This window comes from Microbacterium altimontanum (assembly GCF_058349865.2).
The window spans coordinates 280,450-306,481 of record NZ_JBYRJB020000001.1; the positions used below are offsets into that span (position 1 = coordinate 280,450).

19 protein-coding genes are annotated in these 26,032 nt (G+C 70.5%); 10 read left to right on the plus strand and 9 right to left on the minus strand.

The window, feature by feature from the left end; all coding sequences use genetic code 11:
• Positions 1–33 precede the first annotated feature (33 nt).
• The gene (locus AC3RX1_RS01200; RefSeq protein WP_491499401.1) at positions 34–2,046 is read left to right on the plus strand and encodes an ABC transporter ATP-binding protein; all 2,013 of its coding nucleotides are present in this window, start codon (positions 34–36) and stop codon (positions 2,044–2,046) included.
• A gap of 151 nt (positions 2,047–2,197) precedes the next feature.
• Here AC3RX1_RS01200 and AC3RX1_RS01205 read toward each other — a convergent pair whose 3' ends face one another.
• Positions 2,198–4,081: a phosphoenolpyruvate carboxykinase (GTP) gene (locus AC3RX1_RS01205; RefSeq protein ID WP_491499402.1), complete on the minus strand. Its 1,884-nt coding sequence runs from the start codon at positions 4,079–4,081 to the stop codon at positions 2,198–2,200.
• 196 nt (positions 4,082–4,277) lie between these two features.
• Between AC3RX1_RS01205 and AC3RX1_RS01210 the strand changes: the two genes are divergently transcribed.
• Complete coding sequence (locus AC3RX1_RS01210) at positions 4,278–5,717, plus strand: helix-turn-helix domain-containing protein (protein ID WP_491499403.1); 1,440 nt, start codon at positions 4,278–4,280, stop codon at positions 5,715–5,717.
• A gap of 16 nt (positions 5,718–5,733) precedes the next feature.
• Here AC3RX1_RS01210 and AC3RX1_RS01215 read toward each other — a convergent pair whose 3' ends face one another.
• Entirely contained in the window at positions 5,734–6,801 is a 1,068-nt protein-coding gene (locus AC3RX1_RS01215; RefSeq protein ID WP_491499404.1) for a winged helix DNA-binding domain-containing protein, read from the minus strand.
• 96 nt (positions 6,802–6,897) lie between these two features.
• On the opposite strand from AC3RX1_RS01215, the gene AC3RX1_RS01220 reads away from it, so the two are divergent.
• A complete protein-coding gene (locus AC3RX1_RS01220) occupies positions 6,898–8,280 on the plus strand; it encodes an amidohydrolase (protein ID WP_491499405.1) in 1,383 nt (460 codons plus the stop codon).
• A 6-nt stretch (positions 8,281–8,286) separates the two neighbouring features.
• On the opposite strand, the gene AC3RX1_RS01225 is transcribed toward AC3RX1_RS01220, so the two are convergent.
• From AC3RX1_RS01225 to AC3RX1_RS01250, 6 genes are all read right to left on the minus strand, one after another.
• A complete protein-coding gene (locus AC3RX1_RS01225; RefSeq protein WP_491499406.1) occupies positions 8,287–8,886 on the minus strand; it encodes a TetR/AcrR family transcriptional regulator in 600 nt (199 codons plus the stop codon).
• A 66-nt stretch (positions 8,887–8,952) separates the two neighbouring features.
• Positions 8,953–9,789: an ATP-binding cassette domain-containing protein gene (locus AC3RX1_RS01230; RefSeq protein WP_491499407.1), complete on the minus strand. Its 837-nt coding sequence runs from the start codon at positions 9,787–9,789 to the stop codon at positions 8,953–8,955.
• Positions 9,786–11,660, minus strand: a complete 1,875-nt coding sequence (locus tag AC3RX1_RS01235) for a dipeptide/oligopeptide/nickel ABC transporter permease/ATP-binding protein (RefSeq protein ID WP_491499408.1) — start codon at positions 11,658–11,660, stop codon at positions 9,786–9,788. The genes AC3RX1_RS01230 and AC3RX1_RS01235 overlap by 4 nt, the downstream gene beginning before the upstream one ends.
• Complete coding sequence (locus tag AC3RX1_RS01240) at positions 11,657–12,598, minus strand: ABC transporter permease (protein WP_491499409.1); 942 nt, start codon at positions 12,596–12,598, stop codon at positions 11,657–11,659. The genes AC3RX1_RS01235 and AC3RX1_RS01240 overlap by 4 nt, the downstream gene beginning before the upstream one ends.
• Positions 12,599–12,653: 55 nt before the next feature.
• Positions 12,654–14,192, minus strand: coding sequence for an ABC transporter substrate-binding protein (locus tag AC3RX1_RS01245; protein ID WP_491499410.1), 1,539 nt, complete (start codon positions 14,190–14,192; stop codon positions 12,654–12,656).
• Positions 14,193–14,359: 167 nt separating this feature from the next.
• Positions 14,360–15,346 carry an aldo/keto reductase gene (locus AC3RX1_RS01250; protein WP_491499411.1) on the minus strand — a complete coding sequence of 329 codons (987 nt, stop codon included), beginning with the start codon at positions 15,344–15,346 and terminating at the stop codon, positions 14,360–14,362.
• Positions 15,347–15,423: 77 nt separating this feature from the next.
• Here AC3RX1_RS01250 and AC3RX1_RS01255 point away from each other — a divergent pair, with 77 nt between their 5' ends.
• The 6 genes from AC3RX1_RS01255 (at position 15,424) to AC3RX1_RS01280 (ending at position 21,546) form a co-directional block, all read left to right on the plus strand.
• Positions 15,424–16,404 (plus strand): alpha/beta hydrolase, encoded by a 981-nt coding sequence (locus AC3RX1_RS01255; protein ID WP_491499412.1) that lies wholly within the window; start codon positions 15,424–15,426, stop codon positions 16,402–16,404.
• Entirely contained in the window at positions 16,401–17,378 is a 978-nt protein-coding gene (locus AC3RX1_RS01260) for an alpha/beta hydrolase (protein WP_491499413.1), read from the plus strand. Before AC3RX1_RS01255 ends, AC3RX1_RS01260 begins: the two co-directional genes overlap by 4 nt.
• A 51-nt stretch (positions 17,379–17,429) precedes the next feature.
• On the plus strand, positions 17,430–18,677 hold the full coding sequence (locus AC3RX1_RS01265; RefSeq protein WP_491499414.1) for a multidrug effflux MFS transporter: 1,248 nt from the start codon (positions 17,430–17,432) through the stop codon (positions 18,675–18,677).
• Between the two features lie 494 nt (positions 18,678–19,171).
• On the plus strand, positions 19,172–20,632 hold the full coding sequence (locus tag AC3RX1_RS01270; protein WP_491499623.1) for an HNH endonuclease signature motif containing protein: 1,461 nt from the start codon (positions 19,172–19,174) through the stop codon (positions 20,630–20,632).
• 237 nt (positions 20,633–20,869) lie between these two features.
• Positions 20,870–21,274 carry a VOC family protein gene (locus tag AC3RX1_RS01275; RefSeq protein WP_491499415.1) on the plus strand — a complete coding sequence of 135 codons (405 nt, stop codon included), beginning with the start codon at positions 20,870–20,872 and terminating at the stop codon, positions 21,272–21,274.
• A complete protein-coding gene (locus AC3RX1_RS01280; RefSeq protein WP_491499416.1) occupies positions 21,271–21,546 on the plus strand; it encodes a winged helix-turn-helix transcriptional regulator in 276 nt (91 codons plus the stop codon). Before AC3RX1_RS01275 ends, AC3RX1_RS01280 begins: the two co-directional genes overlap by 4 nt.
• A gap of 27 nt (positions 21,547–21,573) precedes the next feature.
• Here AC3RX1_RS01280 and AC3RX1_RS01285 read toward each other — a convergent pair whose 3' ends face one another.
• Positions 21,574–23,895, minus strand: coding sequence for an arylsulfatase (locus AC3RX1_RS01285; RefSeq protein WP_491499417.1), 2,322 nt, complete (start codon positions 23,893–23,895; stop codon positions 21,574–21,576).
• Between the two features lie 128 nt (positions 23,896–24,023).
• Between AC3RX1_RS01285 and AC3RX1_RS01290 the strand changes: the two genes are divergently transcribed.
• A complete protein-coding gene (locus AC3RX1_RS01290; protein ID WP_491499418.1) occupies positions 24,024–26,018 on the plus strand; it encodes a primary-amine oxidase in 1,995 nt (664 codons plus the stop codon).
• Positions 26,019–26,032 lie beyond the last annotated feature (14 nt).

Sequence of the window (26,032 nt, forward strand, 5' to 3'; positions counted from 1 at the left end):
CATCCGTCTCCGCCTCTCGAGGAGGCATCCCGCATGACCCAGTCCCCCGCCCCGGTGCGCCGCTCGCCGTTCCGCCGCAGCCCCAAGGAGGGACCGCGCGCGAGCCTGCGCCAGCTGCTGCCGTACATCTTCGAGCACCGCGGCGTGATCACCGTCGTGATCGTCCTGAGCGTCGTCGGAGCCCTCGCGAGCCTCGGACAGCCCCTGGTCGTCGGCCAGGTCGTCACGCGCGTGCAGGCGGGCGACCCCCTCGGCTCGCTCGTGTGGATCCTCGTCGTGCTCGTGGTCGCCGCATCCCTCATCTCGGGGTATCAGCACTACCTGCTGCAGCGCACCGGCACCGCCGTCGTGTATTCGAGCCGGCGGCGCCTCATCGCACGCATCCTGCACCTGCCGATCAGCGAGTTCGACGCGCGGCGTACGGGCGACCTCGTCTCCCGCGTCGGCACCGACACGACGCTGCTCTACGCGGTGCTCACGCAGGGCCTCGCGGATGCCGTCGGCAATGCGCTGATCTTCGTCGGCGCGCTGGTGGGCATGGTCATCATCGACCCGGTGCTGCTCGTGCTGATCCTCGTCGTGATCGGGGCGTCGGTCGCCGTGGTCGGCGCGCTGTCGGGACGCATCCGGCGCGAGACGCGCGCCCAGCAGGAGAAGGTCGGCGAGCTGTCGTCGGGGGTCGAGCGCGCCGTAGGTTCGATCCGCACGATCCGCGCGTCGGGTGCCTCCGAGCGCGAGCAGGAGTCGATCACGGCGCTCGCGTCGGAGACCTACGACGTCGGGGTGCGCATCGCGAAGGCGTCGGCGCTCGTCGTTCCGATCGCCGGCATCGCCCTGCAGGTGTCGCTCCTGGTCGTGCTCGGGGTCGGCGGATTCCGCGTCGCGTCCGGTGCCATCACGATCGCGGCGCTCGTGACGTTCGTGATGTTCCTGTTCATGCTCATCCAGCCGCTCGGCACGTTCTTCGGCGCGATCATGTCGGTGAACCAGGCGCTCGGCGCGCTGGGGCGCATCCAGGAGGTGCTCGACCTCCCGGTGGAGACGGGGCAGGATGCTGCCATCGCGGCGCGGGTGGCGGATGCCGCCGCGGGCGTGGGCGCGGACGTGGGCGTGGGCGACGACGCCGGTGCGAACGAAGGGCGGAGGTCGGACGAAAGGCGGGCCGAATCCCCGGAAAGGCTCCGCCTTTCGCGAGATCTCCGTCCCTCAGACAACACCGCGCCGGCGATCGAGTTCCGCGACGTGCACTTCGCGTATCCCGCGGCCGTCGTGGCGGCCCGGCGCAAGACCGAGACGGAGGCGCTCGCACTGCTCGAGTCGGCGCGGGTCGACACCTCGGGCCTCGACGAGCCCGAGCCCGCCGGCGGCGAGGTGCTGCACGGCGTGTCGTTCGCCGTGCCGCGCGGCGCGCGCGTCGCACTCGTGGGGCCGTCGGGCGCCGGCAAGTCGACGACCCTCGCCCTCATCGAGCGGTTCTACGACCCGACCGCGGGGGCGATCCTCATCGGCGGGCAGGACGTGCGGACCCTCGACCGGGCGGCGCTGCGCGCCCAGCTCGGCTACGTCGAGCAGGATGCGCCGACCCTCGCGGGCACGATCGGCGACAACCTCCGGCTCGCGTCGCCCGACGCATCCGATACCGAGTGCGAACGGGTGCTGCACGCCGTCAACCTCACCGAGGTGCTCGAGCGCAGTCCGCTGGGACTTTCGGCGCAGGTCGGCGAGGCCGGCGTGATGCTGTCGGGCGGCGAGCGCCAGCGGCTGGCGATCGCGCGGGCGCTGCTGGCGGCGCCGCCCATCCTGCTCCTCGACGAGTCGACGTCGTCGCTCGACGGGCTCAACGAGCAGCGGATGCGCGAGGCGATCGACGCGGTGGCCACGGGGCGCACGCTGATCGTGATCGCGCACCGCCTGTCGACGGTCGTCGACTCCGACCACATCGTGGTGATGGACCACGGCCGCGTGGTCGGGCAGGGCACTCACTCCGAGCTCGTCGAGACGACGCCCCTCTACCGCGACCTCGCGAAGCACCAGCTGCTCGTCTGACGCGCGCCCAGCCCGACGTCAGGGGCCGCCGACACGTCACGCGGGACGGCGCTCACCTCGCGACTGCACATGAAACCGCCGAGTGCACATCATCCTGCGCGCAGGGTGGTGTGCACTCGGCGGAATCGTACGACCTCGCCGCAGCGGAGGGTCAGGATGCGGCAGCCTGCTTCAGGCGGTAGCGGAGGGCGGCGAGCTCGGCCTGCAGAGCCGGCGGGATGCGTCCGTCGAAGCGGGAGTAGTACTCCTCGGTGAGGTCGGCCTCCTGCTGCCACGTCTCGGGGTCGACCGCGAACAGTTCGCGGAGGTCCTCATCCGTGACCTCGACGCCCTCGAGGTTGAGGTCCTCGGTGCGCGGCAGACGACCGATCGGGCTGTCGACGGCGCCGACCTCGCCCTGCACGCGACGGATGATCCAGTCGATCACCCGGGCGTTGTCGCCGAACCCGGGCCACAGGAACCGGCCGTCAGCCCCCTTGCGGAACCAGTTCACCTGGAAGATGCGCGGCGCCTTGTCGAACCGCAGCTTCTGACCGACCTTGAGCCAGTGGCCGAAGTAATCGGCCATGTTGTACCCGCAGAACGGCAGCATCGCGAACGGATCGCGACGCAGCTCGCCGACCTTCCCCTCCGCGGCGGCGGTACGCTCGCTGGAGATGTTCGAGCCGAGGAACACGCCGTGCGTCCAGTCGGTGGCCTCGACCACCAGCGGCACGTTCGTGGCGCGGCGGCCGCCGAACAGGATCGCGTCGAGCGGGACCGCCTCCTCCCAGTCCTCCGCGATCTGCGGGCACTGCGCCGCGCTCACCGTGAAGCGGGAGTTCGGGTGCGCGGCCGGGGTGCCGGCATCCGGCGTCCACGGATTGCCCTGCCAGTCGGTCAGCCCCTCCGGGATGTCGTCGGTGAGCCCCTCCCACCACACGTCGCCGTCGGGCCGCAGTGCGACGTTCGTGAAGATCGTGTTGCCCCACAGCGTCTCGACCGCCGTGACGTTCGTCGACAGGCCGGTGCCCGGCGCCACGCCGAAGAAGCCGGCCTCGGGGTTGATCGCCCACAGCCGTCCGTCGTCGCCCGGGCGCAGCCAGGCGATGTCGTCGCCGAGCGTCTCGACCCGCCACCCGGGGATCGTCGGGCGCATCATGGCGAGGTTCGTCTTCCCGCACGCCGACGGGAACGCCGCCGCGATGTGGTACGCCTTGCCGTTCGGGTCGATCACGCGGATGAGGAGCATGTGCTCGGCGAGCCAGCCCTCGTTGCGGCCGATCACCGAGGCGATGCGCAGCGCGAAGCACTTCTTCGCGAGGATCGCGTTCCCGCCGTAGCCCGACCCGTAGGAGTAGACCTCGAGCGTGTCGGGGAAGTGCACGATGTACTTCTCGTCGCTGCACGGCCACGGTACGTCGGGCTGGCCCTCCTCGAGCGGCGCGCCCACCGAGTGCACCGTGCGCACCCAGTCCGCCCCGTCGGCGATGAGCCGCGTGACGGCCTCGCCGACGCGGGTCATGATGCTGATGGACGCGACGGCGTAGGGGCTGTCGGTCACCTGCACGCCGATGTGCGAGAGCGGTCCGCCCACGGCGCCCATCGAGAAGGGGATGACGTACATCGTGCGGCCCCGCATCGAGCCCTCGAACACGCCCTTCAGCGTGGCTCGCATCTCGTCGGGGTCGGCCCAGTTGTTCGTCGGGCCCGCGTCCTCCTCCTTGGCGGAGCAGATGAACGTGCGCGCCTCGGTGCGAGCGACGTCCTTCGGGTCGGAGCGCGCGAGGTACGAGCCCGGCCGCCACTCCGGATTGAGCTTGATGAGCGTGCCGTCCTCGACCATGCGACGCATCAGCGCGTCGTTCTCGGCCCGCGAGCCGTCGACCCAGTGGATGCGATCCGGCTGCGTGAGCGCGGCGATCTCGTCGACCCACTGGACGAGCGCTGCCATGCCGGGGCCGGTGATGTCGGGCTGGCGGCCGAAGTCGCGCACATCGCGCAGAGGTCGGATGTCGGTCGGCGCGGTACGGGTGAACGATTCGGCGAGGGCCATGGCTGCTGCTCCCTGTTCTCGGAGTCTTCTCGGAGTGCGGTTCGTCGCACTGCGGTGTCGTCCTGCGGTATTGGCGGAGTGCTGTGGGGTGCGTCGATGGTCAGATCGGCGCTGGTTCCCACTCTTGCAAGACCAATCCAGGTCTTTCGCGGGAATTCGAAGCAAAGAATCCCGAATCTTTCGCTATTCTCAAGGAATGCCCTCCTCCGTCGAACTCACTACGCTGGGTCACCGCATCCGCCATCACCGCGTCGCGAACGCGCTGACGCTCGATGAGCTCGGGGCGCAGGTCGGCGTCGCCGGCAGCCACCTGAGCCTCATCGAGAACGGAAAGCGCGAGCCGAAGCTCTCCCTGCTGCAGGAGATCGCGAAGGCCACCGGCACGGATGTCACCGATCTGCTGTCGTCGGAGCCGCCGAACCGCCGGGCGGCGCTCGAGATCGAGCTCGACCGGGCGCAGGCGAGCCCGGCCTTCCGGCGCCTCGGGATCCCGCCCATCAAGGTCACCAAGGGGACGAACGACGAGCTGCTCGAGTCGGTGCTCGGCCTTCACCGCGAGCTGCAGCGCCGGGAGCGGGAGGCCATCGCCACCCCCGAGGAGGCGCGGCGCGCCAACACCGAGCTGCGCCTGGCGATGCGCACGAAGAACAACTACCTCCCCGAGATCGAGAAGCTCGCCGAGAAGCAGCTCAAGAACGCCGGCCACTCCTCGGGAGCGCTCACGCACCGCACAGTGAGCGTGATGGCCGAGCAGCTCGGCTTCGAGCTCATCTACGTCAGCGACCTGCCGCACTCGACCCGGTCCGTCACCGATCTCGAGAACGGGCGCATCTACCTGCCACCGGCGTCGATCCCCGGCGGTCATGGCCTGCGGTCGATGGCGCTGCAGGCGATGGCACACCGGCTGCTGGGCCACCAGCCGCCGACCGACTACGCCGACTTCCTGCGGCAGCGACTGGAGATCAATTACTTCGCCGCGTGCTGCCTCATGCCAGAGACGGCGTCGGTCGCGTTCCTGCAGCAGGCGAAGAAGGACCGGAACCTCGCGGTGGAGGACTTCCGCGACGCGTTCGGCGTCACCCACGAGGCGGCCGGCATGCGCATGACGAACCTGCTGACGGAGCACCTCGGCATCTCGCTCCACTTCCTGCGCGTCGACGGCTCGGGTGCGATCTCGCGGGTGTACGAGAACGACGATCTGCCGCTGCCCATGGACGTCACCGGCGCGGTCGAGGGTCAGGCTGTCTGCCGCAAGTTCTCGGCGCGGTCGGCGTTCGCCGAGCAGAACCGCACGGTGGAGCACTACCAGTACACCGACACACCGGCCGGGACGTTCTGGTGCGCGACGCAGACGGGCACGAGCGCGGACGGCGAGTTCTCCATCAGCGTCGGGGTGCCGTTCGACGACGCGAAGTGGTTCCGCGGCCGAGAGACCGCCAAGCGCGCGGTGTCGACCTGCCCCGACGAGTCGTGCTGTCATCGACCCGCGGCCGAGCTCGCCGCGCGGTGGGACGGCAAGGCGTGGCCGAGCGCCCGCGTCCACATGCAGATGTTCAGCCCGCTCCCCCGCGGCGCGTTCCCGGGCGTCGACGACAGCGAGGTCTACGCGTTCCTCGACAAGCACGCCCGCGAGTAGCGAGCCCGAGCAGGTCTCAGCCGGTGACGAATCCCGCGTAGCGGGCGAGGGCGGCGACGACCTCCGCGTCGGTGGCCGCACCCTCGTCGACGAGCGCCGGGACGGGATCTTCGGCGTGCCGGCCGACGGCCGTGGACTGCGCCCAGGTGCCGACGAGGCGCCCGTCGGCGACGATGATCGGCCGCACCATGCCGTTGCGTCCCGGCCCGGCCGCATCCCGCATCGCGGCGTCCGCGACCACCGACCGGTCGACGTAGGAGATGTAGTACTCCTCGAACGACGGCAGCGCGAGCACGCGCGGCTCCGGTGTACGACGCCGCGGGCGCGGCGAGGAGACGTAGACCCCCTCGGCGACCTCGGTGAGCTGTGCGGCGGATGCGTCGGCCGCGCCCCGCGCCACGGTGGCGGGAAGCCCCGACCACCACGCGAAATCAGCGGCGCTCGCAGGGCCGTGCCCGGCGATGTAGCGGACGAACAGCGCAGCGACGGGGTCGTCGGGGACGCGGGGAGAGGGCAGCCATTCGTCGGCGAGGACGAAGTACTGCTCCCGTGCGACGGCGCCGTCGCGATGCACGACCGGCCCCTGCACGAGCACCCGCCGTGCGGCGAGGTCGTAGAGCACGTGCGCTCCGCGCTGCCCCGCCGGGTCGACGCCGATCCGGCCGAGCACGGCGAAGATCTCCGCCCGTGTCAGCTGTCCGCCGCCGCGCAGCGCCTTCGTCACGGCTCCTTCGGCGCGGGCGAGCGCCGGCGCGTCGAGGCCGAGCTGCCGCTGCCGCGACGCTGCCTGCCGGCTCTGCCGCTCCCCGGTCACGGCGAGGATCGCGGCGACGTCGTCGGCCGGCACGATGTGCAGCGTGCCGCGCATCGTCGTGGTCCGCACGAGGGTGCCGTCGTCGAACAGGGCGTCGACGTCGCCGATCGTGGGCTCGCCGGGGGTGCGCGCGGCGAGCGCCCAGCGGCCGCCCCAGAACTCCTGCGCCTGCACGGCGAGCATGTGCCGGGCCGCGTCGGCGAGGGTCGGCGCGGGCGCAGTGAGCCGGTGAGAGCGCAGCCGTTCGGCGATGAGGGCGTCGGCGTCCATCCGTCCATCCTGGCTCGAGGGTGCGACATCCGGCGTCCCGCACCTCTTCGCCCCTTCTTTCGTCTACACTGGTGGAAATACCTCTGAGGGGACCGCGTGAGCACTGACCGCACACCGCTACCGGCCGATCTCGTCGTGCGCGGCGGCCGCATCCGCACGCTCGACGACGAGCGGCCCGTGGTCGACGCCCTCGCCGTCCGCGGCGGATCCGTCGTCGCGTTCGGCGCCGGCGCCGGCGAGCTGATCGGCCCCGGCACGCGCGTCGTCGAGCTCGACGGCCGCACCGCCGTCCCCGGAATCAACGACGCCCACCTGCACGGCGCGTGGCTCGGCGCGCGCTGGCCCCGCCTCTTCTTCGGCGAGCACACGCACGATGAGCCGGAGGGACGGCTCGTCCACGACGAGGACGAGCGGCGCCGCGCGCTCCTCGTCACGTGGGAGCTGCTCGCCGGCCTCGGGATCACGAGCTACACGGAACCGGGGATCGGCCCCGGCGAGGACGACGGCGAGACGGGATGCTTCGGCTCGGCGATGTTCCAGACGTACCTCGCGCTGCACCGCGCCGGGCGCCAGACGGCGCGCGTCACGATGCTGCGGCTGTTCGGCGTGCTCGACGGGGAGACGGATCTCGGCGACCTCGAGCGCGGCATCGCTTCCCCCGTGCCGCGGACCGACCCTCGCTGGCTCGCCATCACGGGCGTGAAGATCTTCGCCGACGGCATCCCACCCATGCGCACGGCCTGGGTGCGCGAGCCGTACCTCGACGGCTCGACCGGATCGCTCCTCACCCGCGGCGGGCGGTCGCCGCTCGACGCGTTCCGCCGCATGGTGACGCTCGCCCACGGACGCGGACTGCAGATCGCCGTGCACGCCACCGGCGACCGCTCGATCGCCGAGTTCGTGTCGGTGCTCGAGGAGCTCGACGCGCGCCCCGCCGCCGCGCCGGGGCACTACGTCGTGCACGCCGACCTCGTCGCTCCCGATCTCCTCGAGCGCATGCACCGCATCGGCGTGGGGATCGCGATGCAGCCGCTCATCGCCGAGCTCTCCGGCGGCTGGTCGGCCGCGCAGCTCGGAGCCGACCGGGCCGCGCACGCCTGGCCGCTCGCCGCGATGCTCGACGCGGATGTACTCACGACGGTGACCAGCGACGCGCCGATCGCGACGCCCGACTGGCGGCGCAGCTTCGACGCCGGCCGCCGTCTCCTGGCCGCCCAGGGGCGCGCGGACGGACCGGCGGTGCGCGAGCGGCTGCTGCGCACCCTCACCGTCGATGCCGCGCGGCAGGACGGCGCATCCTCGTTCAAGGGGATCCTCGCGCCAGGGATGGCCGCCGACGTCTGCATCCTCGACGAGGACCCGCTGGAGACCGGCCGGGATGTCGCCGACATTCCGGTGGCGGGCACGATCGTCGACGGGCGTGTGGTCTTCGACCGGGACGCGGCGTCGGAGGTCATCCCCGACCGCAGCCGGGCCTGAGCGGCGTCAGCCGCGCGGTGCCATGCCGAGCCGGGCGATGAACCCGTCGACGTAGCCCGTGAAGTCGGGGATGCGGTCGCCCTCGGGGTACATGAGGTTCACCACCATGCCGCCGATCACGACGGAGATGTACTCGTCGGCCCACGCCTTGTACGGCGGCTCCGCGGTGATCACGCCCGCCTCGTGCGCCTGGGTGAGCCGCTCCACGATGCCCGCGTGCCAGCTCTGCAGGTGACGACGGTACAGCTCGGCCAGGTCCTCGTTCGACATCGCGTTCTCCCACAGCGCCAACAGCACGCGGCCCGCGGTGATCTGCTCGATGTTCTGCGGGATCGGAGCGCGGAGGAAGGCCGTGAGGCGCTCGGCCTCGTCGGTGAGCCCGATGTCGTTGATCGCCGAGTCGAGCTCGCCGAGAATGCTCTCGAACGTCGCGGCGACGATGCTGTCCTTGCCCGGGAAGTAGTGCTTGAGCGCGCCGTTGGCGAAGCCCGCCTCGGCCGCGATCGACCGCATCGTGGCCGCCTCGAAGCCACCCTTGAGGATGATCTGCGTGGCCACCTCGATGATCTCGCGACGCCGCTGGTCGTGGTCGATGATCTTCGGCATTCAGAAAACCGCCTTCCGTCCGGGCCGCCAGGACCCGGGATTCCCCTCCGAGCTACGGTACCGGTGCTACGCCACCGGGGCCGCGTCGACCTCGCGCACGGCGAGCCAGGCCTCCCGCCGCCGGCGCTGCTCGGCCGGGTCGGCGACCGGCGCGGCGAGCCGCAGGCGCTCGGAGTAGGGGTGGACGGGATGCCGCGTCACCTGCTCGCCGTCGCCGACCTCGACGAGCTCTCCGCGGTGCATCACGGCGACCCGGTGGCACAGCCGCCGCACGACGCCGAGGTCGTGGGAGACGAAGAGGTACGACACACCGGTGTCGCGCTGCAGGTCGATGAGCAGTTCGATGATCGTCGCCTGCGTCGTCAGGTCGAGCGCGCTCACGGGTTCGTCGCAGACGACGAGCCGCGGCCGGCGCATGAGGGCGCGGGCGATCGCGACGCGCTGCCGCTGGCCGCCGGAGAACTCGCTCGGGAAGCGCTCGGCGGCCTGTGCGGGGAGGCGGACCTTGTCGAGCATCTCGGCGACCCGCGCCCGCGCGTCTGCGGCGCTCGTGCCGGTCGTCGTGAGCGGCTCGGCGAGGGTCTCGCCGATCGTCATCGCCGGGTCGAGCGATCCGTACGGATCCTGGAAGACGACCTGGATGTCGGCGGCGAGCGCTCGGCGCTTCGCCCGCGACGCCCGTGTGATGTCGTCGCCGTCGAACACGATCGTGCCCTCCGCGACCGGCGCGAGGCCGAGCACAGCCTTGCCGAGCGTCGACTTGCCCGATCCGGACTCCCCCACGAGCCCGACGCACTCGCCCGGGCCGATGTCGAGGGAGACGCCGTTCAGCGCGCGGAACGCGCGCCGGCCCCGCCCGTAGTCGACCACGAGGTCGTCGATGCGCAGCAGCGGCGCAGTCATGCCTTCACCTCCGTGTCGGGTGCCGTGACGGGCACGACCGGGACCTCCTCGGGTCCGTCCTGCCAGCGGGCGTCGAGCTCGGCACGGCCGTCGGCTGCGTCGAGCGACGCTGCGATGAGCTCGCGGGTGTAGTCCTCTTCCGGGTACTCGAAGATGTCCTCCACGTCACCGGTCTCGAGGATCGCCCCGTCGCGCATCACGACGACCTGGTCGCAGATGTCGGCGACGACGCCGAAGTTGTGCGTGACGATGACGAGGGCCATGCCGTACTCCTCCTGAAGCTCGCGCAGCAGTTCGAGCACCTCGGCCTGGACCGTGACATCCAGCGCCGTCGTCGGCTCATCGGCGACGAGCACCGACGGCTTGCCCGAGATCGCCCCGGCGATGAGCACGCGCTGCGCCATGCCGCCGGAGATCTCGTGCGGGTAGCTGCGCAGCACGCGGTCCGGGTCGACGATGCCGACGCGCACGAGCATGTCGCGTGCGACCCGCCGGGCCTCGGCGCGGCGCAGCCCGTGCACCGCGCGCAGCGGCTCGACGAGCTGGTGGCCGATCGTGTAGCAGGGGTCGAGGTTGCTCATCGGCTCCTGCGGGATGTAGCCGATGGAGCGGCCGAGGAGCGCGTGGCGCGCCTTGCGGTCGAGTCCGCCGACGTCGGTTCCGCCGAGCCACATGCCGTCGAAGTGGGCGGTGCCGCCCTCGGGCAGCAGGTCGAGGATCGAGAACACCGTCTGCGACTTGCCCGACCCCGACTCCCCCACGATGCCGAGCACCTCGCCGGGGGCGACGTCCAGGGAGATCCCGTGGACGACCTCGACCAGGCCCGCCGGCGTCTCGTACGTGACGCGCAGGTTCTCCACGCGGACCGCTGAGTTCTCGGCCATGTGCCGCAGCGTGCCGGTCGACAGCTGCACCGGCTCGGGCCGCACCTCGTCGGCGGTGACGACCTTGGCCTCGCCCTTCGCCGCGCGCCGTGCGAGCGTGCGGGTCTTGCGCGCCTCGGGGGTGCGCACGCGCACGAGCTCGGCGAGCGTCGAGCCCATGAGGGCGAGCGCGGCGATCGTGATGCCGAGCGCGGCCGACGGCCACAGCAGGATGAGCGGGTTCGAGAGCATCAGGTGGAAGCCCTCGTTCATCATCGCGCCCCAGTTCGGCACGTTGGCGTTGCCGATGCCGAGGAACTGCAGCCCCGCCTGGATGCCCATCGCGAGGCCCGCGGTGAGCGCGGTCTGGATGATCACCGGCGCCCACACCGACTTCAGCACGTGGGTGCGGATGATGCGCGCGTCGCTGAGGCCCGACACCCGCGCGGCGTCGATGTACGTCTCGCCGCGCACATCGAGCGTCGTGGAGCGGGCGATGCGGAAGTATCCGGGCACCATGAACACGCCGACGGTCATCATCAGCAGCTCGAAGTTCGATCCTGTGCCGGCGGCGACCACGAGCAGGATGACCATGCCCGGGATCGACTGCAGCGCGTCGCTGATCCAGGTGGCGATCTTGTCGAACGTGCCGCCGAAGTAGCCGGCGGCCATGCCGGTGGGAACGCCGAGCACGACCGCGGTGACGATCGAGACGAGCGCCCCCCAGAGCGTCGTGCGGGCCCCGAAGATGAGACGGCTGAGGATGTCGCGGCCCGCCGAGTCGCCGCCGAGCCAGTGCTCGGCCGACGGTGGCGCCTTCGTGATCGCCAGCTCGACGAAGTTCGGGTCCTGCGGCGCCAGCAGCGGTGCGAAGAGCGCCACCAGCAGCACGATGAGGAAGACGATCAGGGGGATGAGTCCGAGCGGGCGCCGCAGGAAGCGGCGCAGCAGACCGCTGCGGTGCGCCTCGCGGGCGTCGAGCTTGCCGGTGAGGTCGGTCGCGGTCATGACACACGCACCTTGGGATTGATCCACCCGAGCACGAGATCGAGCAGGAGGTTGATGATGACGACGAACACGATCGAGATCACCGTGATCCCGAGCAGCATCGGGATGTCGCCGTTCTGCGAAGACGTGTTGATCTGCTGGCCGATGCCCGGGAGGCTGAAGATCGCCTCCACCACGATGGCGCCCGACAGCAGACCGACGAACATGAGCGCGAGCACCGTCACCGCGGCCGGCGACGCGTTGCGCAGGATGTGGGTCATCACCCGGCCGGACGACAGTCCGCGGCTGCGCAGCGTGCGCACGAAGTCCTGCCGACGGGTCGCCAGCACCGCGTTGCGCAGTTGTTCGGCCACCATGACGATGCCGCCGAGCGCGAGCGAGACGGCGGGGAGGGTGATCGACGACAGCCATCCGGTGAACGACTGCGACGGCTGCACGTAGCCGACCGCCGGGAACCACTTGAGGTCGATGGCGAACCAGATCACGAGCACGAGGCTCACCCAGAAGCCGGGCAGGGCGAACAGGATGACCGACGCCGCCTTCGTGGCGCGGTCGAACCAGCTGCCCGGGTTGAGCCCGGCGATCAGGCCGAACGCGGTGCCGATCACGGCGGTGAGCAGGGTCGCGAACGTCACGACCGAGAGCGTCACCGGGACCTTGGTGGCGAGCTGCTCGCCGACGGGCTGGAAGTTGCGCCAGGAGGTGCCGAAATCACCCGTGACGAGGTGCGAGAACCAGTCCCAGAATTGCACGAGGAGCGGACGGTTGATGCCGATCTGCTCGGCGAGGGCCGCCTGCTGCTCAGGCGTCGCGGTCGTGCCCAGCAGGGCAGCGGTCGGATCCTTGATCGCCAGGTGCGCCAGGAAGAACGTGGCGACCGAGACGACCACCAGCAGCACGATCCCGCTTGCCAGGCGTTTCGCCGTGAACAGCAGCATGGGACTCCAATCGGGTGTGGACCGGGTGGGCGGCGCGCCGCCCACCCGGTGGGGGTCAGCCCTTCGTGATGTAGCGCAGCGTCGGGAACATCATGCCGATGATCGGCTGCACCTTGATGCCCTGTGCGCTGTAGTAGACGTTGTCGGCCTGGTACCAGACCGACCACCACGCCATCTTGGTGAGGGTCGCGTTCAGGTCCTTGATGGCAGCGACCTGCTCATCGCCCTTGAGCGTGTTCACCTTGTCGACCAGGGTCTTCACCTCGGGGAACTTGGCGTAGTCGGGGGCCGGGTTGTACCACTGCTTGCTCGTGAGCTGACGGGCCACGGTCGCGACCGGATTGCCGTCCATCGCGAGGAACGCGATGAACATCGGGTAGTTCGGGGCGCTCAGCTGGTAGTCCGGCTGCTGCATGTTGTCCCACTTGACCTTCACGCCGATGGCCTTGAACGCCTGCTCGGCGGCCGGCTGCCACATCTGGAAGATGGGCGACATCGGCATCGTGATCGAGAAGCCGTCGGGGTAGCCGGCCTGGGCCAGCAGCTGCTTCGCCTTGTCCACGTTGTAGGTGTAGAGGTCGTCGAGAGCCGGGTCGTTCACCTGACCGCCGACCGGGAACAGCTGGTTCGTCACCTTGCCCGCGCCGTTTCCGACGGCCTTGAGGATGCCGGCGGCATCGAACGCGTAGTTCAGCGCCTGACGCACCTCGGTCTTGCCGAGAGCGGGGTTCTTCGTGCCGGTGTGGTCGGTGAACTGCAGGCCGACCCATCCCGAGACGCGCTCGGCGATGTTCCAGTTCTGCTGCTTGGCCTGGTCGAGGTTCGTGATGTCGCCGTAGTTGACGTTGATCTGACCCGACAGCATCGCGTTGTTGCGGGCCGTGGCGTCGAGGATCGGCGAGATCGACAGCGTCGAGAACGGGTAGGTCTTGGCATCCCAGTAGTCCTTGACCTTGGTGAAGTGGTACTCGGAGCCGGCGACCGAGCTGTTGTCCAGCGTGTACGGGCCCGAGCCGACCGGCGTCTTCGCCAGGGTTCCGGCGTCGATCGCCTTCGGCGCGGCGATGTAGCTGCGACCGAGACCCATGAAGTAGAGGATCGTGTCGTCGCGGTGCGTGAGGTCGATGCGAACGGTGTCCTCGTCGACCGCCGTGAAGTCCTTGACGTTGAGGTAGGCCTCGCCCGAGGTGGGGCCGGCCTTCAGGTACTCGAGGCTCTTCACGACGGCGGCCGCGTCGAGCTTCTCGCCGTCGCTGAACGTCACGCCCTTCTGGATGTCGAGGCTGATGCTGAGGTCGTCGGGTGCCACGGTCCACTTCGTCGCGAGCGACGGAACGGGGTTGCCGTCCTTGTCGAGCGCGATGAGAGCGTCGTACACCGCCGACAGGTACGGTCCGTCGAAACCGATGTCGGCCTTGGAGGGGTCCCACGACGTCACGTCGAGGAAGTTGCCGATCTTCAGGTCGTCGGGGCCCGAGCCCCCGGTGTCGCCGCCGGTCGCCTTGCCGCCGCCGCCGCCGCCCGTGCAGCCGGTCAGCGCCAGCCCCACGGCGGTGACGGCCGCGAGCGCGGCGATCACTGTCTTCTTCGTCATGATTCCTTCTCTCGGTGCGGGTTGAGGGAAAAGGGTCGGAGTGTGACCGTCCGCAGAGAGCCGGGCGACGCCACTCCGGTGTGCCGTGCTGGTTAGTCTACATACGTGGAAAAAGAGTGCAAGCCCTGCGGCGATCTTTTTCCGACATCCGTAGACATTCGCCGCCGTCAAGCATCGCCGGTCGCGGCCGCGGGCGCCCACCGGCCGTCGGCGGAGACCGTCGCATCGACCTGCAGCGCCGCGACGGCGGCGCGGATCTCGTCACCGTACTCGGCGGCCAGCGGCACCGCGCCCAGGTTGGCTTCGAGCTGCTCGGGCCGCGACGCGCCGAACAGCACGTTGGCGGTCGCGGGGTTGGCGAGACAGAACGCGATCGCCAGCTGCGCCGGCGTCGCGCCGAAGCCGGCGGCGATCCGGGCGAGGTCGGGGGCGAGTGCCGCGATCCGCCCGCGGATGCTCCCGACGTCCGCGCCGATCTTGCGCTCCGGCACCCGCCCGAGCAGCACTCCCCCCTCGAACACATCCGACGCCTGCAGCCCGAGAGTGCCGTCCGCGAAGAGCGCACCGTAGTGCTCGCCCTCCGCCATCGCCCGGCGCGCGATCCCGTACTTCAGCTGCGCGAAGGTCGGCGGAGTGAGCCCGCGCTCGCGGGCGATCCGCAGGGCGTCGAGGGTGTCGTCGATGACCCAGTTGTTGATGCCCCAGCCGCCGATGAGACCGGCGTCGATGAGCTCCTGCACGTCGTCGATGAGCCGCGGCATGTCGGGCGCGCTCAGGTAGTCGCCGACCACCACGGTGTCGAACCGGTCGAGGCCGGCTCGGTGCAGGCTCTCCTCGAGCTGGCCGCGGAACCCCTGCGCCGGCCAATCCCACAGCCACAGCTTGCCGCAGAGGAAGACCTCGTCGCGGGCGACGCCGCTGCGCTGCAGTGCCTGACCGAAGAGGATGTCGGTCTTCGAGTTCTCGGCATGCGGACCCATGTTGTAGTACGCCACGTCGAAGAATCCCGCGTCGGCCTCGACAGCCTGCACGATTACCGCGGAGGCGTCGTCGGGGCTCATCCGGTCCCAGGTGTTCCAGGAGCCGAGGCCGAGCGGCGGCACGAGTGGACCCTCGGGGCCGAGTGGGCGGTGTGGGAAGGATGTCGTGGGCATCGTCGCCTCCGATCGCAGGGGATTGCGTTTTTCTACGCTCGTATAATATAACTGACGCCGAAGAGAGAAGGTCGACGATGACAGATTCCCCCACCCGCACGGCTCCCGCGCCGGTGCCCTTCGATCCTGAGATCGCCGCGGTGCTCGACGCGCTGCCCCCGCAGCCGCCGCTCACCCGCGACACGCTCCCCCGCGAGGGCATGGACACGATGTTCCCCTCCAACGACGAGGTCGTCGGCGCCCGTGAGATCGACTGGGAGGAGCACGTCGTCGACGGCCCGAACGGCGCGATCGAGATCACGGTGTTCCGGCCGCGCGGTGCGGATCGCCCGCTGCCCGCGCTGTACAACATCCACGGCGGCGGAATGATCGTCGGCCATCGCACCTGGGAGAGCGGCCGTGTCGTCGATCTCGTCGACGAGCTCGGCGTCGTCGGCGCGACCGTCGAGTACCGCCTGGCTCCCGAGCACCCCTACCCCGCCGGCGCCGAGGACTGCTACGCCGGCTACGTCTGGCTTGCGCAGAACGCCGCCGAGCTCGGCATCGACCCCGACCGCATCGTCGTGATGGGCGGATCGGCGGGCGGCGGGTTCTCGGCCGCCGTCGCGCTCATGGCGCGCGACCGCCAGGGCCCGACGATGGCCGGGCAGCTGCTGCTGTGCCCGATGCTCGACAACACCAACACGACCGTCGCCAGCCGGCAGTACGACGGCATCGGCACGTGGCAGCGCGAGACGAACCTGCTCGCGTGGTCGTGCGTGCTCGGCGACGACCTGGCGTTCTCGACGGATGCGCCGGCCTATGCCGCGCCCACGCGGGCGGCGGACCTGTCGGGGCTGCCGCCCGCGTTCATCGAGGTCGGCGCCGCGGAGATGTTCCGCGACGAGGACGTGGAGTACGCCAGCCGCATCTGGGCGACCGGGGGTCAGGCCGAGCTGCATGTCTGGGGCGGCGGATGCCACGGATTCGACATGTACATGCCCGACACCGAGCTCACCCGCGCGGCGCTGGCGGCCCGCTCGAGCTGGCTGCGACGCATCCTGGAGCTGGACGCATGACCGGCACCGCCGTCCCCGTCCCGTACGACCCCGCGCTCGAGCCGGGGCTCGCCGCATTCCTCGATCTCGTCGAGCGGATCCCGCTGCGCGCCGACACGATCCAGGTCAACCGGGAGCACTTCGCCACGATCATCCCGCCGATGGCCGCGCAGGCGGCAGGTCGTGCCGTGGAGTGGGAGGACCGCGTCATCCCGGGGCCGGCCGGGGCGCCCGACGTCGAGGTCACGATCGTGCGGCCGGCCGCCGCATCCGGCACCCGGGCGCCCGGGGTGCTCTCGATCCACGGCGGCGGCATGGTGCTCGGCACGCGCTTCTTCGGCACGCCGGAGATCATCGATCTCGCCGAGCGCTACGGCGCCGTCGGCGTCGCGGTCGAGTACCGACTGGCTCCGGAGCACCCGGGACCGGCGCAGGCGGAGGACTGCTACGCGGCTCTCGTGTGGATGGCCGAGCACGCCGACGAACTGGGCATCGATCCGGCCCGCATCATCGTGTCGGGGGCCAGCGCCGGCGGTGGGCTGTCGGCCGCCGTCGCCCTCATGGCCCGCGACCGGCGCGGACCGGCGCTCGCCGGCCAGCTGCTGAACTGCCCGATGCTCGACGACCGCAACGAGACGGTCTCCGCGCGGCAGTACGACGGCATCGGCGCCTGGGACCGCAACAACAACGACACCGCATGGGATGCGATCTGCGGCGACGACCGCTTCACCGATCGCGTCTCGCCGTACACCGCGCCCGCCCGGGCCGCGGACCTGTCGCAGCTGCCGCCCGCGTACATCGAGGTCGGCGTGGCCGAGACGTTCCGCGACGAGGCGGTGGACTACGCCACGCGCATCTGGGCGACCGGCGGCCAGGCGGAGCTGCACGCGTGGGCCGGTGGGTTCCACGGGTTCAGCGGCTTCGCGCCCGACGCCGAGGTGTCTCGAGCGGCGAACGCCGCCCGCGACAGCTGGCTGCGCCGCGTCATCGGGTGAGACGTCGGCGGATGAGCGTGGCGGGATGACTCGACGGATGAGCGTGGCGGGATGAGGCGCCGGCCGTCGGCGCGGATGCGCGCCGGCCGGGCACCGGCGCGGATGGGCGTCGTCCGGGCAATGCTCGTCCTGGGGGTGCTCGAGGCGTTCGGTCCGCTGTCGATGGACGTCTACATGCCGCAGCTCCCGCATCTGGCGGCGAGCCTCGGCACCTCCGACGCGCTCGCGCAGGCGACGATGTCGGCGTGCATGATCGGCCTCGGACTGGGGCAGCTTGTGGCCGGTCCGCTCAGCGACAGGTTCGGTCGTCGGCGTCCACTCATCGTCGGGGTCGCCGCGTTCGCGGTTCTCTCGGTGGTGTGCGCCCTCGCGCCGGGGATCGAGGTGCTGCTCGCCGCGCGCTTCCTGCAGGGCCTCGCCGGCTCGGCGGGACTCGTCATCGCGCTCGCGGTGGCGAGGGACATGTTCAGCGGCGCCGAGCTGAGCCGCATGCTGTCGCTGCTGATGGTCGTCTCGGGCGCCGCGCCGATCGTCGCGCCGCTCGTGGGCGGACAGCTGGCGACGTTCATGGACTGGCGCGGGGTGTTCGGCGTGCTCGCCGGACTCGGCGTGGCGCTGCTGTGCGTGGCGGTGTTCCTCCTTCCCGAGACACTGCCGGCTGATGCCCGGCACGGCGGCGGTGCAGCCGAGACGGCGCGGCAGCTTCGCACCGTGCTGGCCGACCGGCTGTTCGTCGCAGTGCTGGCGGCCAGCACGATCGCCGGCATCGCGTTCTTCACCTATCTGTCGATGTCGAGCTTCGTGCTGGAAGGCGAATACGGCCTCACGCCGCAGCTGTTCAGCCTGGTGTTCGCCGCGAACGCGCTGGCGAACATCGGCGGCGGTCAGCTCAGCCGGGTGCTCGTGCGCCGCGTCGGTCCGCGGCGGATGTACTTCGCCGGGATGCTGACGACGATGAGCGGCGCCGTCGTGTTCCTCGTGCTCGCCCTGAGCGGGGCGGGACTCGTCGGCGTTCTCATCGCACTCGCGATCTACCTCTTCGCCGTCGGCCTCGGCGGCCCGAACAGCTCGACCCTCGCGCTCGCCGGCCACGGCGCCCGGGCGGGCACGGCGGCCGCGCTGCTGGGCGTGGGGACCTTCACCGCCGGTCCGTTGGTCGCGCCGCTCGCCGCGTTGCACGGCAGCACGGCGCTCGTTATGGCGGTGGTGATGACGTCTGCGACGGTCGTGGCGGCGGCGATCGCGTGGTTCGCCGTGCGCCCCGCGTCGCGCGCGCTAGAGGAGGCTTCGGCGGTCTGAGCGGCAGGGCTCTTGTGCTGCGACGTCGCGGCGAGCCGAGGCGGATGCGTGGGAGGGTGGCTCTGACATGCGGGTGGCGCCCACCTGAGGATGAATTGGCACGCCGCGCCGCTGTGCCGCAATCGTCCATACGTACGAGGCACCTGAGTTCGCCGATTTCACATGAACTCGCCGGATGGACGTGAATCTAGCGCGCAGGGATCGTGTGAATCAGGCGGATTCATGCGAAATGGAAGCGATGCCACGCCTGCCTGAGCGGGCGTGGAGTGGCGGTCTGTCAAATCAGAGAGACCGGTCGCCGAAGGCACGCTTGCCCTTGAAATCCGTATGCATATTCGATACCATGGCAGTATCGAAAGAAATTATCCGACGAGGAGGTGGCACCGATGTCGACACCGAGCGCGGGTCTGTCTCCGGTGATCTCCGAGTTGGATGAGATCGTCGATCACCTCTCGCACTGTCGGGAGCGGGCGGCGTCGGCGTTCGCGGCGGAGATGTTCTTCTTCGAACGTGTCGCCGGGGTGGTGGAGCGTCGGGACCGGGAGCGGGGCGCCCGGAATGGGTCGATCACGAAGGCGTCTCAGTTGGGCATGCGGGAAGTGTTCGCCGAGGTCGCCGCCGAGTTGCGGTTGAGTGAGTGGCAGGTGGCGCGGAAGGTGTCGCTCGCGTGGACGCTGACGCACCAGTTCGACGAGACCCTGTGTGACGCCTCCTGTGGGCGGATCTCCCCGGAGCACGCGACCGTGATCGCCGATACCGGTGCGGTGATCGAGGATGACACGGTCCGCCGCGAATACGAGGCTGTCGCGTTGGACATGGCCGCCGAGATGACGCCCGGGCAGTTGCGGCCCGTGCTGGACGGGCTGGTGCAGCGGCTGGATCCGGAAGGCACCGAGCAGCGGGTGCGGGAAGCGGTGAAACGCCGCAAGGTGACCGTACGCGAGTTGGAGCCGGGCCTGTCCCGGATCACCGCCGACGTCCCGACCGCGCAAGGGGTGGGGCTGTTCAACCGTTTGCGGGACATGGCCGCCGAGTTGTGCGCACAGAACGAGGCAGAGAAGGCCGAAGCGGAAGCAGCCGCCATTGCGAAGGCGGAAGCGGAAGCAGATGCGAGGGCGATGGCCGACGCCCGCGGCGCCACGACGGAGGCCGGTGACGCTGCGACCGCCGCAGGTGACACGGCTGCGGACGGCGACGCGGATGCCGCCCGTGTGGCAAGCGGCGCGGATGGCAGCCATGCAGTCGGCCACGCGGACACCACCGATGCTGCGGCCGAGGCGCGCGTGTTCGATGAGCGGACGCAGGCGCAGATCATGGCGGACGTGTTCTGCGACCTGCTGCTGACCAGCGTCCCCGACGCGCATGGCGCCACCGACGAAGCCCGAGACGCGCTCGGTGCGATCGCCCCGACCGTGCAAGTGACAGTCCCGGCGACCACCCTCGCGGGCACGACAATCGGTGGGGCCGCGGTCGCCGGGTTCGGGGCCATCGACGACGACACCGCCAAGCAGCTCGCCGGGGCGGCGCCGGGCTGGGTGCGGGTGTTCACCGACCCGTCCACCGGGGTGCCGATCAGCGTCGACCGGTACCGGCCGAAGAAGCGGCAGCAACTGTTCCTGCAGGTGCGGGACCGGCAATGCCGATTCCCCGGATGCCGCCGTCCCGCCCAGAAATGCGACATCGACCACACCATCGCATATACGGAGAATGGGCCCACCTGCCTGTGCAATCTCGAGCACCTGTGCAAACGCCATCACACCGTCAAGCACGAGACGGACTGGTCGGTGGAGCAGCTCGGCGGCGGCATCCTGCGGTGGACCGCGCCCACCCGCCGCACCCACCTCACGAGACCACCGGGCACCGTGAGATTCCAGATGGCCGCGCTGCTCGACCCGGACCCGAAACACGGACACGCGATGCGTGAGGCACTCGAACGCGACCCCGCACCCTTCTGACCTCCGACACAGCGGGGATCATGGGCAAGTTTCTGCCCCATGGCGCGGCGGGCATCGTCCGCACGGCTCGCCTCCGCGACGTGAGACCGCGGACCTCTCCCCAGGCGTGAGCCGCCAGGCACGGTCGTGCAGGGTGAGCGGCATCCGCATTCGGCAGCCGGCAGCCGGCAGCCGGCAGCAAGACCTTCCTCGCAATGAGGCCTTGACAGTGCACTTGCATTTTGCAAGTGTTAGCCCATGAGCCTCTTCATCACCTGCCCGGTCGAGAGCGTCGAGCGCGCGACCGCCTTCTACACGGCCCTCGGCTGGACCCTCAACGCCGAGATGTCGGACCACAACGTGTCCTGCTTCGCGATCGCACCCGAGCAGTACGTCATGCTCGGCAGCTATGAGATGTACGCGAGCGTCGGCGGCGTCGAGGCGGTGGTCGGCCGGCCCGACACCCCATCCAAGGTCACCGTCTCTTTCGACCTCGGCAGCCGCGAGGCGGTCGACGAACTCGTCGAGCGCGCCGCCGCTGCCGGCGGGCGGATCGGCGACACCGACGACTACCCGTTCATGTACCAGCGCCAGTTCGACGACCCCGACGGCTACCACTACTCGCCGTTCTGGATGAAGCCCGACACCGCCACATCGGCGTGAGCGACCTTGCCGCGGCGCTCGACGCCGTCGGTGCACGATGGGCGCTCCTCATCGTGGAGCGGCTGCTCGACGGCCCCCAGCGCTACGGGGATCTGCAGCGCGAACTCGGAGCGCCGACGAACATCCTCGCGACGCGCCTGCGCGAACTCGAAGCGGCCGGCATCCTTTCCCGACTGCCCCTCCGGCACAACACCCGGGCCTACGCGCTGACCGACCGCGGACTCGCCCTCCGGGAGCCGATCGCCGCCCTCGCCCGCTGGGCGCGAGAGTGACGCCCACCCGAGGACTGCTCGGAAGCGTCAATCCAGAAGGCGCGCACTCACGTCGTCGATCGCCACGATCACCTCGCGGTTGTACTCCGCGACAGGTCCCGGGACGTACCGCACCTGCCGCAGCGACCCCGAGTGCGGGAATCGGCCGCGACGGGCGTGAAGCTCCCAGTCCACCGGCCCACCCCCGTCGAAGCCCACGCTGATCCCCGTGAACGGCGCCATCCCGACGAGCATCGGGACCCGATCGAGTGCGAGCAGCGGCATCCCGTCGACCTCCACAGCGACTCTCCATGCGACATCCAGCAGCGCGTCGAACCGCGCGACGATGCGCCGCGCAGCGGCCAGTTCTGTGCTCACCCGGTGCATCACGCCGTACGCGTTGTAGCTCAGCGTCAAGACGCCGCCGTCTGCGTACAGCAGGTATCCCCCGCCCTGGTCGCCGTGCGAGAACAGCACGCCCTCCCCGATGCTCCCGTCGAGCTCGACCTCGACGACGAACGACCGCAGCCCGACCAGCCGCGACGACCGCCACCGTTCGAGCGTCGGCGTTCCCGGCCGGATCGTCACCGGCTGCGAATACTCGAGGTCGGTCGACGGCCGCTGTGCGAAGATCGAGGCGTCGTCGGCGAGCGGGAAGACCGTGTTGTGCCACGCCGCCTGCCGCCAGCGCTCGGCGAGATCGGCCACCAGCTCCGGATGCTCCGCCGCGAGGTCGTGGGTCTCCGCCGGGTCCGCCTCGATGTCGTACAGCTCCCACCCCGTCGCGTCATCCTCATGCAGCACGGGCGCCACCGCTTTGAACCGCCCGGCGTAGTACGCGCGCTGCGCCACGTTCGCGAGGTACTGCTCGGGATGCGGCGCCCCGGCGCCGCCCCGGAGCACCGGCACCAGGCTCGTCCCGTCGGCGGGTGCCACCGCCGCTCCCCGCAGCGTCTCGGGCCGGTGCGCCCCCGCCAGCTCGAGCAGCGTCGGAGCGATGTCGGTGATGTAGCCGAACTGCCGGCGCACGCCGTCGTCGCCCGCCGCACGCGGAAGCCCGGCCGGCCACGACACGATCAGCGGCGTATGCACGCCGCCCTCGTGCACCGACCCCTTGTAGTACCGGAACGGCGTGTTCGACGCATGCGCCCACCCGGTCGGATAGTGCCCGTGCACCCGCGGACCGCCGAGCTCGTCCAGCGGCCGCGGCACGTCGGCGACCCAGTCGTCGGGCAGCCCGGCCATCTGCACGAACCTGCTGAAGTAGCTGCGCGTGCCCTCGATCCCGCCCTCACCGGTGCCGCCGTTGTCGCTCGTGAAGACGATGATCGTGTTCTCGTACTCTCCGAGCTCCTTGAGACGCGCGACGATCCGCCGCAGCGACTGGTCGACGCCGTCGACGGCAGCGGCATACACCTCCATATGCCGCGCGAAGCGCTCCTTCTGCTCGTCGCCCAGCTCGTCCCAGGCCGGCACCCCCAGCGTGTGCTCCGGGCCGGATGCCGACAGTGCGGCGCCCTCACGGAAGAGGCCATCCGCCTGCTGCCGCGCGAAACGCGCGGCGCGCACCCGGTCCCAGCCGGCGTCGTAGCGGCCCCGGTACTTCTCGATGTCGGCGGGCTTCGCCTGCACGGGACCGTGCACGCCGTGATGGGCGAAGTACAGGAAGAACGGCTTGTCCGCGTCGTTCGCCCGCAGCGCGTCGATCATCGCGAGCGCCTCGTCGGTGAGCCGGTCCGTGAGGTACTCGTCGTCGGCGAACGGCTCCGTCACCGGGGAGTTGTCGCGCACGATCCGATGCGGGTGATAGAGCGTGGTGAATCCGTCCATCCCGCCGAAGTACCGGTCGAATCCCCGCTGCACCGGCCAGGAGGAACGGTCGGCCCCATCGTGCATCAGCGATTCACGGGTCAGATGCCACTTGCCGACCATGAACGTGGCATAGCCGTTGTGCCGGAACGACTCACCGAGCGTCGGCAGGTCATCGGGCAGCAGCATCCGGAACCCGGGATATCCGGGGTCGACGTGCGCCACGAGCCCGAAGCCGGCGCGGTGCGGATTCGCTCCGGTCAGCAGTGCGGCCCGCGAGGGCGAGCACAGCGGCGTCGCATGGAATCCGCTGAGCCGGTAGCCGTCGGCCGCGAGCGCCGCCACCGCCGGCGTGTCGATCTCGCCGCCGAACGGCGAGACATCGCTGAACCCCATGTCGTCGACGAGGACGACGATGACGTTCGGGGCGCCCTCCCGGGCGCGCAGCGGGGGCGTCCACGACGGGCTCGACTGCGACGAGCGGGGCGCCACCGTGCCGCCGAAGTCCTCGTAGCCGCGCGGTTCGGCGCCCTCGGCGCCACGGAGGTCGGGTGGGGTCATTCGCATCCTCAGTTCCTTCTACAATTGTAGACTGAACCTTCAGCGCCGCGCACGAGGCGTGCATCCACGGGCAAGCCGATCCTCCCGCATCGCGCGCAGACTGGAGGAGAACCATGGAGGAGACTGCGATGGCGCACGAACACGCCGAGCCGACGACGACGCTCGAGACAGACCAGACCACGGCGCGGCATCCGCTCGATCCGCTCACCGGCACCGAGATCGACCGGGCTCGCGAGATCCTCGCCGACGCCGGCCTGATGGGCGACACGGTGCGCGTGCCGATGCTCCTGCCCGACGAGCCGACCAAGGACGAACTCGCCGAATGGGCGCCCGGCGACGACATCGACCGCCGGGTCGACGTGACGCTGCTGGATGCGGCGACCGGCGCCGTGACCGAGGTCGTGGTCTCGATCACCCGCGGCGAGATCGTCTCCCGGCGCGAACATCCCGCGGCCCAGCATCCGTACGGTCAGCCGCAGTACCTCTTCGAGGAGTACGAGCGGGCCGAGCAGATCGTCAAGGCCTCGCCGCAGTGGCAGGCGGCGATGCGCCGCCGGGGCCTGGAGGACCGGATGGAGCTCGCGTTCTGCTCACCCCTGGCTCCGGGCTTCGTCGGCCGCGAGAACGAGGTCGGGCGTCGCGTCATCCGCTCCCTCACGTTCCTGCGCGACACGGAGGACGACATCCCGTGGGCGCATCCCGTCGAGGGCCTCATCGTGCACATCGACCTCGTGACGAACGAGGTGATCGGCATCGAGGACGAGGGCGACGTCCCCGTGCCGGCCGGCAGCGGCAAGTACACGCCCGACGCCGTGGGTCCCGCCCGCACCTCGCTCAAGCCCATCGAGATCACCCAGCCCGAGGGCCCGAGCTTCCGTGTCGACGGGTCGCACGTGACGTGGGAGAACTGGACGCTGCGCGTCGGGTTCAACGCCCGCGAGGGCCTCGTGCTGGGCGACGTGCGGTTCGACGACCGCCCGGTGCTGACCCGCGCGAGCATCCCCGAGATGGTCGTGCCGTACGGCGACACCTCCCCCACCCGCTTCTGGATCAGCTACTTCGACGCCGGCGAGTACCTCCTCGGCAAGAACGCCAATCACCTCGAGCTCGGCTGCGACTGCCTCGGCGTCATCCACTACTTCGACGGCTACGTCGCCGACGACCACGGCCACGCCGTGCAGATCCCCAACGTCGTGTGCATGCACGAGGAGGACTACGGCATCGGCTGGAAGCACACCGAGATGGGCCCGGTCGGCGCCCACGTGCGCCGCTCCCGGCGGCTCGTCGTCTCGTACTTCTCCACGATCGGCAACTACGACTACGGCTTCTACTGGTACTTCTACCTCGACGGCTCCATCCAGGTCGAGGCGAAGGCCACCGGCATCGTGTTCGTGGGCGCGGGCGAGCCCGGGTCGGCGAACCCGCACGCACGCGAGATCGCCCCCGGGGTGTTCGCCCCGGTGCACCAGCACCTGTTCTGCGCGCGACTCGACGTCGCCGTCGACGGCGAGGACAACCGGCTCGTCGAGGTCGACGCCGCGCGGATCCCGATGGGCGATCAGAACCCGTTCGGCAACGCGTTCACGTGGAACGAGACCGTGCTGGCCACCGAGAAGGAGGCGCAGCGCGAGGCCGACGCATCCGTCGCCCGGGTCTGGGAGGTGCAGTCGGCGTCGAAGACGAATCACGTCGGGCGGCCCACGGCGTATCAGCTCGTGCCGCAGCCGACCGCGCTGCTGATGGCGGATCCCGCCTCGTCGGTCGCCGCGCGGGCGGCGTTCGCGACCAAGCACGTCTGGGCGACGGCGTACGAGCCCGGGCAGCTCTGGCCGGGCGGCCGTTACCCCAACGGGCACGCCGGCGGCGCCGGGCTGCCCGCGTACTCGGCGGGCGACCGGTCGATCGACGGCGAGGACCTGGTCCTGTGGCACACGTTCGGGCTCACGCACATCCCGCGCCCCGAGGACTGGCCGATCATGCCCGTGGACTACGCCGGATTCTGGTTCAAGCCGTACGGGTTCCTCGACGTGAACCCCGCGATGGACGTGCCGGAGTCGAGCCAGGCGCACGCACAGGCGGACGGATGCTGCGGCACCGGCGCCGCCTGCACCTGCGAGCACTGAACCACCGCCCCTGC